This window comes from Nocardioides sp., assembly GCF_016462705.1.
Taxonomy (GTDB): Bacteria; Actinomycetota; Actinomycetes; order Propionibacteriales; family Nocardioidaceae; genus Nocardioides.
This window is the reverse complement of record NZ_JAEMSS010000173.1, coordinates 1-8,850: the sequence shown is the minus strand read 5'-3', so window position 1 is coordinate 8,850 and position 8,850 is coordinate 1. Positions and strand designations below refer to the sequence as shown.

10 protein-coding genes and 1 pseudogene are annotated in these 8,850 nt (G+C 70.8%); 4 read left to right on the top strand and 7 right to left on the bottom strand.

What is annotated here, in order from left to right; translation table 11 throughout:
• The 3 genes and pseudogenes from JHD21_RS17945 to JHD21_RS17935 form a co-directional block, all read left to right on the top strand.
• Positions 1–281: pseudogene (locus tag JHD21_RS17945) on the top strand (hypothetical protein); the annotation flags it as partial.
• A gap of 61 nt (positions 282–342) precedes the next feature.
• Complete coding sequence (locus JHD21_RS17940; RefSeq protein WP_292677941.1) at positions 343–1,827, top strand: HAMP domain-containing sensor histidine kinase; 1,485 nt, start codon at positions 343–345, stop codon at positions 1,825–1,827.
• Entirely contained in the window at positions 1,812–2,480 is a 669-nt protein-coding gene (locus tag JHD21_RS17935; protein WP_292677940.1) for a response regulator transcription factor, read from the top strand. Before JHD21_RS17940 ends, JHD21_RS17935 begins: the two co-directional genes overlap by 16 nt.
• A 27-nt stretch (positions 2,481–2,507) precedes the next feature.
• On the opposite strand, the gene arr is transcribed toward JHD21_RS17935, so the two are convergent.
• Entirely contained in the window at positions 2,508–2,969 is a 462-nt protein-coding gene (gene arr, locus JHD21_RS17930; protein ID WP_292677938.1) for an NAD(+)--rifampin ADP-ribosyltransferase, read from the bottom strand.
• Positions 2,970–3,005: 36 nt separating this feature from the next.
• A complete protein-coding gene (locus tag JHD21_RS17925; protein ID WP_292677936.1) occupies positions 3,006–3,581 on the bottom strand; it encodes a GNAT family N-acetyltransferase in 576 nt (191 codons plus the stop codon).
• 89 nt (positions 3,582–3,670) lie between these two features.
• Between JHD21_RS17925 and JHD21_RS17920 the strand changes: the two genes are divergently transcribed.
• Positions 3,671–4,546: a class I SAM-dependent methyltransferase gene (locus JHD21_RS17920; protein WP_292677934.1), complete on the top strand. Its 876-nt coding sequence runs from the start codon at positions 3,671–3,673 to the stop codon at positions 4,544–4,546.
• Here JHD21_RS17920 and JHD21_RS17915 read toward each other — a convergent pair.
• From JHD21_RS17915 to JHD21_RS17895, 5 genes are all read right to left on the bottom strand, one after another.
• A complete protein-coding gene (locus tag JHD21_RS17915; protein WP_292677932.1) occupies positions 4,510–4,764 on the bottom strand; it encodes a PspC domain-containing protein in 255 nt (84 codons plus the stop codon). The two genes, JHD21_RS17920 and JHD21_RS17915, sit on opposite strands and share 37 nt — an antisense overlap.
• Positions 4,765–5,002: 238 nt before the next feature.
• On the bottom strand, positions 5,003–5,884 hold the full coding sequence (locus JHD21_RS17910; RefSeq protein ID WP_292677930.1) for a serine/threonine-protein kinase: 882 nt from the start codon (positions 5,882–5,884) through the stop codon (positions 5,003–5,005).
• A gap of 20 nt (positions 5,885–5,904) precedes the next feature.
• Positions 5,905–6,330 (bottom strand): hypothetical protein, encoded by a 426-nt coding sequence (locus tag JHD21_RS17905; protein WP_292677928.1) that lies wholly within the window; start codon positions 6,328–6,330, stop codon positions 5,905–5,907.
• A 119-nt stretch (positions 6,331–6,449) separates the two neighbouring features.
• Complete coding sequence (locus JHD21_RS17900) at positions 6,450–7,379, bottom strand: lysophospholipid acyltransferase family protein (RefSeq protein WP_292677926.1); 930 nt, start codon at positions 7,377–7,379, stop codon at positions 6,450–6,452.
• A gap of 7 nt (positions 7,380–7,386) precedes the next feature.
• Positions 7,387–8,850, bottom strand: a 1,464-nt coding sequence (locus tag JHD21_RS17895; RefSeq protein WP_292677925.1) for a lactate racemase domain-containing protein, incomplete at its 5' end; no start/stop codon positions are given.

The window sequence follows — 8,850 nt, the reverse complement described above, 5'->3', positions numbered from 1 at the left end:
GCACCGGACCGACCCGCGACCCCGGTGAGACGCCCTCCAGCGACGACGGGGACGACGACAGCGACGACGACGTCGACACGGTCGACCTCGAGCCCGACGACGTGGACGACGACTCCGGTCCCCAGGACGACTACGGCGACGACCACAGCGGTCCCGGGGGCGGCGGCGACGACCGCGACGACGACCGCGACGACGACCGCGACGACGACCGGGACGACGACCGCGACGACGACCGGGACGACGACCGGGACGACGACGGTGGCGGTCGTGACGACGATTGAGCGACTGAGGCTGCGCAGGGGCGCCGGACCACGACGGTCCGGCGCTTCGGTCCGTCTACGCATGACGGCGGCCGTTGCGCTGCTCACCATGCTCGCGCTCGCCGGGGCCGGCGCGATCGTCTACCTGATCGAGAAGGGCCGGGTCGACGACGCCAACCAGGCCACGATCGAGCAGGAGTTCGCCGAGTTCGCGACTCTTCAGGACAACGGGCTGGACGCCGAGACCCAGCAGCCGTTCGCCAGCGTGGAAGCGCTGATCACGGCGTACATGCGGCGCAACGTCCCCTCCGAGAACGAGCTGCTGGTCGGCTGGTGGCTGGACCAGCCCCAGGTCCAGCTGCCGGCCTGGGACCAGGTGACCAAGAACCCCGACTTCGTCTCCGCCGTCCGCCCCCTCGTGGCCAACAACGGCAGCACGACGCTGGACAGCGAGTTCGGCACCTTGCTCATCGACGTCCAGGGTGTCCAGCAGGGCACGGAGCGCGGGGCCTTCGTGGTCGTCACCTTCCAGGACGACACCTACGCGGGCCTGCACGACACGATGCGGACGTTCGCGACCGTCTCGGCCCTCGCGCTGCTGCTGGTCACCGGTTTCGCCGCCTGGCAGTCCGGCCGCCTGCTCGCCCCGCTGCGGACGCTGCGGGAGACGGCCGACGAGATCACCGACACCGACCTGTCCCGTCGGCTGCCGGTGACCGGCAACGACGACATCACTGCGCTCACCCGCACCGTCAACGGGATGCTCGACCGTCTCGACGAGGCGTTCACCGGCCAGCGCCAGTTCCTCGACGACGCCGGGCACGAGCTCAAGACGCCGCTGACCGTGCTGCGCGGCCACCTCGAGCTGCTGGACGTCGGCAGCCCGGAGGAGATCGCCGAGACCCGCGACCTGCTGCTCGACGAGGTCGACCGGATGGCGCGCCTGGTCGGTGACCTCATCCTGCTCGCCAAGAGCGACCGCCCCGACTTCATCAGCCGCCGGCCTGTGGACCTGACCGGACTGACCGTCGACGTGCTCGCGAAGGCTCGCGCCCTGGGCGAGCGGCGCTGGTCGCTGGACGGGACCGCCAGCGTGACCGCGGAGGTGGACGAGCAGCGTCTCACCCAGGCGCTCCTCCAGCTGTGCGACAACGCCGTCAAGCACACCGACGCCGGGGACGAGATCGCGCTGGGCTCGTCCTACGACGGCAACAGCGCCAAGCTCTGGGTGCGCGACTCCGGGCCCGGCGTGCCGCCCGGCGACCGCGACCAGATCTTCGACCGCTTCGGCCGGAGCCGGGTGCCCGAGCACGACGAGGGCTTCGGGCTGGGACTGTCCATCGTCCGGGCGATCGCGCTGGCCCACGAGGGCACCGTGACCGTGACCGACGCGCAGCCGCACGGCGCCGTCTTCACGCTGGTCATCCCGATCGGATCCGCCGAGGAACAAGACGAGCCCGACGAGATCGATGAGATCGACGAGATCGACGAGGCCGAGGACACCACCACTCTCGCCTCGCGGGTCGAGGACAAGACCGAGGAGCTGCCCATATGGCACGGGTCCTGATCGTCGAGGACGAGGAGCGGATCGCCTCGTTCGTGGCCAAGGGCCTGCGCGCCGACGGCCACCTCACGACCGTGGTCGCGGACGGTCGCGAGGGCCTCGACCACGCCATGTCCGGCGACTTCGACCTGATGGTCCTCGACATCGGTCTCCCCTCGCTCGACGGGTTCGACGTGCTCGACCAGCTCCGTTCGCAGGGTTCCAAGCTGCCGGTCATCGTGCTCACCGCCCGCGACTCCGTCACCGACACGGTCAGCGCTCTCGAGGGTGGCGCGGACGACTACATGGCCAAGCCGTTCCGCTTCGCCGAGCTGTTGGCCCGCATCCACCTCCGGCTCCGGCAGCGCACCGACACCGGCGACGGCCGCGGTGACGTGCTCGAGGCCGGCGGCGTCAGCCTCGACGTACGCACCCGCCGGGCGACCGTCGGCAGCAAGGAGATCGACCTGTCGGCGCGCGAGTTCCGGCTGGCGGAGGTCCTGATGACCAACGCCGGCCAGGTCCTGTCCCGCGAGCAGCTGCTCGACCAGGTCTGGGGCTTCGACTTCGACCCCGGCTCCAACGTGGTCGACGTCTACGTGGGCTACCTTCGCAAGAAGTTCGGTGCCGCCACCATCGCCACCGTGCGCGGGATGGGCTATCGGTTCGCCAGCTGACCGGACTCGGGCCATGTCCGACCTGGCTCAGTCGTCGATGACGGCCCGGCCCTCGGCGCGGAGCGCGTCGAGGCTGCCGAGCATCGCCTCGACCGCCTCAGGCGGGTGACCCTCCCAGTCATCGAGCTCCGCGACGACCCGGAGCGGGTCCCGTGTGCGGTACGACCTCGTCGGGTTGCCGGGGAACCGCTTGTTGGTGGCGTTCGGGTCGTCCTCGAACGGGCCGAGTGGTTCGACGACGTAGATGTGGCCACGGTCGCTCAGTCCCGCGAGAGCACTCGCGAGCTGGGCACCCCAGGCGGCGGGCATCACCCGCGAGCTGAAGTAGACGTGGTTCATCACCCGGCCCTCCTCGAAGTTGGAGCCGAACCCGGCCACGAGCTCGTCGCCCACCTCGAGCACGGCCTTGGTCCCGTGGAAGAACGGCCCCTCGACGTGGTCGTGGTGCTCATAGGTCACCGGTTCGTACGTCTCGTCGCTCTGATCCACGGCATCCATCCTGCCGGGGGCGACACGGGGGCCCGCTCACACCTCGAGCCGCATCACCCAGCGCCACTTGGCGATCCGGCGGTCGCGCACGAACCCGAGGCCGGCGTAGAGCGCCTCCGGCCCTGTGTGCAGGTAGGCGCCGCGCTGCGGCTTCCGCTCCGCGGTCTGCTCCGGGTAGGCCTCCACGAGGCCACCGCCGGCCGCCCGGATCTCCGCCAGGGCCCCCTCGACCGCGGCCCGGGCGACGCCGTGACCGCGGTGCTTGCTCCCGGTGAAGATGCAGCCGATCCGCCACCGCGGGACCTCGACCAGGGACTTCTCGTACGCCGCCGCGTTCTTGATGTTGGGCAGCTCGGCCGGTGACCCGAACTGGCACCAGCCGACACAGGTGTCGCCGTCGTAGACCAGCACCTGGCGCACCGTGCCGCGCTCCGTGTGGGCTCGTTTCCGCTCCCGGTTGGCCTCGGGGCCGCCGCCCGAGAAGCCCTCGGGATGGAAGCCCATGCACCAGCAGCCGCCCCACACGCCGTTGTTGGCCTCGACCAGCCCGGCGAAGTCGTCCCACGTGTGCGGGGTCAGCAGTTTGGTCGTGTAGTCGGTGTCGAGGCCCACGCGGGGACGATAGCCAGGACGCCGACCCGGACTCCGGGCGACGGGGAAACCGGATGCCGCACCAGGGCACGACCTGTGACAGTTCCACCATGCCGGAGCGGTCACCCCAGGAGCACGTCGATGCCCGGGTGCTGTCCTACTACGGCGCGGAGTTCGACGAGAGCGACCGTCTCGTCGGGCGCTCCGGCCAGGGGGCCCTGGAGCTCGAGCGCACGCAGCAGATCGTGCGCGACCGGGTGGCTGCCGGGTCACGGATCATCGACATCGGTGGCGCCTCCGGCGTGCACGCGGCAGCCTTGGCGGGCCGGGGTGACCGGGTGCTGCTCATCGACCCGGTCCCCCGCCATGTCGAGGCGGCCGGCGCGCACGGGACCTTCACCGCCGTGCGTGGGGATGCCCGGTCACTCCCGGTCGGCGACCACGAGTTCGACGCCGCGCTGCTCCTGGGGCCGCTCTACCACCTGGTCCACCGAGCGGATCGGCTCCGCGCGTGGAGCGAGGCGATCAGGGTGGTCCGGCCCGGCGGCTGGGTCTTCGGTGCCGGAGTCTCGCGGCTCGCGGCCATGGCATGGGTCACCGTCATCGAGCCCTCGATCGCACGCGCCACCACGGGCGCCCCGGCCACCGGGTCCCCCATGCCCGAGAAGTGGCGGCGGATGATCGAGGACGGCGCCGGCGAGCTCGGGCCGGCCGGGTTCCCGGGTGGACACTTCCACCTGGCCGACGATCTCGAGCAGGAGGCGGTGGACGCTGGGCTGCGCGACGTCCGCACGGTGGGGCTGGAGGGCCCGGGCGCTCAGGCCATCGAGGTCAGCCGCTCCCACGACCCCCGCCTGGTGGCCGCCGCCAGGACGCTGGCGGCGGCCTACGAGTCGCAGCCCGGACTGCGGGACCTGAGCCCCCACCTCTTGGCGATGGGGCGCACACCTCAGGCGGTCGTCGAGGGCGCGCTCGGAGCCGAGTAGGCGAGGTTCTCCTCGGCCGGCATCAGGATCCACAGGACCGGGTAGATCAGCAGCTGGCTGCCCGGCACGACCATCAGGATCAGCACGAACAGCAGCCGCGAGATCCACGGCGTGAGACCGAACCGGCGGCCGAGGCCTGCGCAGACGCCTCCGAGGATCCGGCCGTCGCGCGGGCGGATGAGGCCCTGGTTGGCGAAGCTGGTGCGGACGTCGTTCATGGTGTTCCTCCGGTTGTCTGGCTGGTGGCTCCAGCATGCTCCGGCCACCCACGGCGCACCATCGGGATCAGCCCTGGTCCGACCCTGACCCGAGGGGGCGGACCTGGAGGGCTCAGCCGAAGGGAACGACGCCCCGGCACTTCTGGCCGGCGTAGGACGCCTTGAAGACCACCCGGTCGGTGCCGGCCAGGTCCTCGGTCCTGCGCTCGACGTCGAAGGAGCCGCTCGGTCTGCGGGGTCAGCGGGTGGTGAACCCGGCGAACCGGGCCTTGGGCTGTCGGGCCATGACCGGCTCGAGCGCCTCGGCCAGCTCGTGCGGCAGCGGTCGATCGGCGGGGTCGGGCTCGAGGGCGGCGAGGACGGCCTTCTGCACTTCGTGCGGTGTCGTCTCGGGCAGCTCGGACGGCGCCTCGACGAGCTGTGGATAGCGCAGCTCGCGGTCCCGAGCGCGGCGGTCGCCCTCGGGGAAGGGCTGGTAGCCGGCCACCGCGTGGAACAGGGTCGCGCCCAGGCCCCAGACGTCGCTCTCCGGTCCCGGACGACCCCGCTGTCCGGGCAGGCACTGCTCCGGGGCCATGTAGGCGTCGGTACCGATCTCGTGGTCGAGCGCGGCCGCGCTCTCGACGGTGCGGGCCACCGACAGGTCGATCAGACGCGCCGGGGCGCCCATGATGATGTTGCTGGGCTTGATGTCGAGGTGGGTCCAGCCCAGGCGGCGCAGGTAGTGCAGCGCGCCGGCGATCTCGATCGCCAGCGGGAGGTACTGCTGCTCGGGGAGGCGCCCGTGGCGCCGGATCAGGGACGACAGGCGGGGCCCGTCGATCTGCTCCAGCACCACGTGCGGGCGCTCCCCCTCGAGCTCATGACGCAGACCGCGGACCACGACCGGGTGGTTGACGGTCGCCAGCGCCTGCACCTCGCGGCGCAGCCCGCGCAGGCTGGACTCGTCGGACACCTGGTCGGGCCGGACGACCTTGACGACGACGGGGCCGTAGGTGATCTCGTCGAAGGCCAGGTAGGCCTCGTACGCCGAGCCGCCCCCGAGCCGCTTCACGGTGATGAGGTCGCGGGTGATCTCGTCACCCTGCTCGAAGCCCCAGCTGTTGTCGGTCGTGGTCATGAGCGTCGTCCTCGTCCCGGTCAGCGGCGGGTGTCGTTGCGCGAGCGGTCGTTGGTGCTGTTGGCGGAGCGGTCGCGGGTCTTGTCGCCGCCGTCCTTCGTCATGTCCTTGGTGAGGTCACCGCGGCTCTTGTCCCGGTCGCGGGACACGTCGGTCACCCGGCTGTTGGTGTTGTCGGCCCGCGAGCGGCTGTCACCCGTGCCGGCCCCGGCGTGGCTGTTGGTGTTCGTGTTGGTCCCGTCGCCGTCACCGCCGCCGGTGTTCGTGTTCGTGTTGCCGTCGTCGTCATCGTCGTCACGGTCGACGGTCGTGACGACCTGTCCGCCGTTGTCGTCCCGCTTGTAGGCGCTGCCGCCGTCGGCGAGCGCTGGGGCGGTGAAGCCGATCAGGCCGGTGGTGGTCGCTCCGGCGATCGCCAGGGCGCTGAGGCGGAGTGCCTTGCTCATGATGGTTCCTCTCATCGGTGGGTTGACGAGAAGAACAGTGCCCCGGCGCCGTGAGCCCACCATGAGCCACCGATGAGAGCCCTCTCACCGGCGTGCGGCGCCGGGTCGGTGTCGGTGTGCTAGCGCCGCCAGGCACGCAGCCGCGAGGCCGGCCCCTCGGTCGAGACCGGCGACTCCGACTGCTCCCAGACCCGGCGCCACTGCGCCACCGGCGGGCCGGACGGGTCGGGCGTCGAGCCGGCGGCGGCCCGTTGCCGGGACTCCCACCAGGTCGTCTTGTCCTCGTCGAGCAAGGAGGCCACGGCGGACTTGATCCGGGGCGCGAACTCGCGGACGCCCTCCCCGGGCCGCGCCCGGAGCGGCTCACCGAAGCGGATGGTGAGCTGGCGGCGCCCCTTGCTGGGCCAGTTCTGGCCACGCGGCATGGCGGCGAAGGTGCCACGGTGCGCGACCGGGACGACGGGGACGTCGTGCTCGAGCGCCAGGAACGCCGCACCCATCCGGAAGTTGCCCATCCAGCCGTCCTGGGAGCGGGTGCCCTCCGGGAAGATCACCAGGCTCCAGCCGTCGGCCAGCACCTCACCCGGCGTGGTCGCCATGGTGCCGCCGCGGCGGTCGATGGGGAACGTGTTGAAGATCAGCGAGGAGCCGACCGCCCGCCACCAGGTGTCGAAGAAGTAGTCAGCCGCCGCGGCGACAGCAGTCCTGCGGCGCCACTCGTCGGGGAGCGACAGCAGCACCAGCGGGGTGTCGAGGTGCGAGGCGTGGTTGGCCGCGAAGATGACCGGCCCGTCCACCCGGTCGAGCACGTCGAGGCCCTGCACGTCGGTGCGGACCTGCGAGCGGAACAGCGGCTCGAGCCCGCCCTTCTGGGCCACCTCGCGCGCGACCATCGCCGGCCTGCGCCGCGACCAGTCGCTGCGGAAGACCGTCGACTTCGAGGGCAGGACGTAGGGCTCCGCCGAGCGCGGCACCTGGCCGCGCCGCCCCCACCGCCAGCCCCGGGCGACCTGCTTGACGTCGGAGACGCCGTCCTTGATGAAGCTCACGCGCAGCTCACCGGACGTCCGCGAGCAGGTGCGGCGGGTTGTGCAGGTAGGTGATCGACGGCGACGTACCGACCGAGCCCGACGCCATCTCGAGCGCGTCCTGCAGCGTGGTCGCGGCCCGGAAGCCCATCCGCGCAGCCGCCTTGCGGTCGCCACCGACCCAGATGACCTCCTCGAGGTGGTCCAGGGCGTGCGCGATCCAATACCACATGTAGAACGGGTGGACGCCGTGGTAGGCGTGCGAGGTCCGGTAGAGGTGGATGTACCAGGGGTCGTTGGCGAACTGCTGCTCGTACTTCTCCCCCACCACGTGCGGGTCGGTCGACTCGGCGAGCACCTCCTCGTAGAAGTCGACGTAGGACGGGTGGTGCAGCTGGTTGAAGCCCTCGTCGAGCGGGTGGTAGAGGATCGCTGCCCCACCCTTCCGGACGACGGGCTGGCCGAGGTAGGAGTTGAAGTAGTAGCCCAGGCTCGCGCAGGCGGCGAGGATCGGGTTCATCGAGCTGTTGACGTTGTAAGGCCCGAGGTAGGGCACGCCCATCACGACGACGTCGGACTGTCCTTGGACCTCGACCCGGTGCTGCTCGTGAACCTTCGCCACGGTGATCTCGTGCACGGCCTCGACCTCGCCAGCAGTGACGCCGGTCAGCCCGTAGACCGAGCGCAGGTCGTGGAACATCTTGTGCTTCAGCTTGGGCGGCGCGATCGACAGCCCGCGGCGCATGCCGAGCATCGTGGCCTGGTCCTTGACCGACCACTCCCACTCGCGCTTCTGCAGGAAGTCGTAGGGCTTGGGGAAGACGTCGTTGTTGAGCGTCGTCTCGATCTGGAAGACCTTGACGTGCTCCTTGATCAGCCGGCCCATCCGCCAGGCGGACGAGTGCATCTCGGAGTGCTTGTGGTCCATGAAGGAGCGGGAGTGGACCATCGTCTTCGCGTTGTGGTGGTGCTTGATCGACTTGTACGACGCCAGGCCGATGCCGACCGACTTGTGGCCACCGTCCATCGCGACCAGGTTGACGTTGACGTAGATCAGCAGGTCGGACTCGGCCGCCCGCTTGCTGATCTCGACGTCCTCCCCCTTGTCGGTCGTGCCGAGGTGCGCGAGCTCGTCGCGGTCCTCGGCGTCGAAGTTGTAGAGCAAGCCCTGCGGGTAGAAGGACCGGAACACCCGCTCACCGACGATGTGCTTGAGCTCGGCGGCGGTCATCCGGCGGTGCAGCGCGTTGGCCGCGATCAGCTCGACGTCGTCCACACCGGCCTCGGCGGCCATGGTCAGGACCTGCTCGATGATCCGGCCGCGGATGTCGGGGGCCCGCATGGTCGGCAGCGGCAGCGACAGGTCGTCGAAGGCGATCGTGAGCCGCATGCCGGGCCTGAGCAGCTCGGGCAGCGGCTCGGAGTCCACCGGGTTGAGCAGCGCTTCCCGGATCGCCTCCTCGACGTCGGGGACGGCGGGGAGGGACTCGGG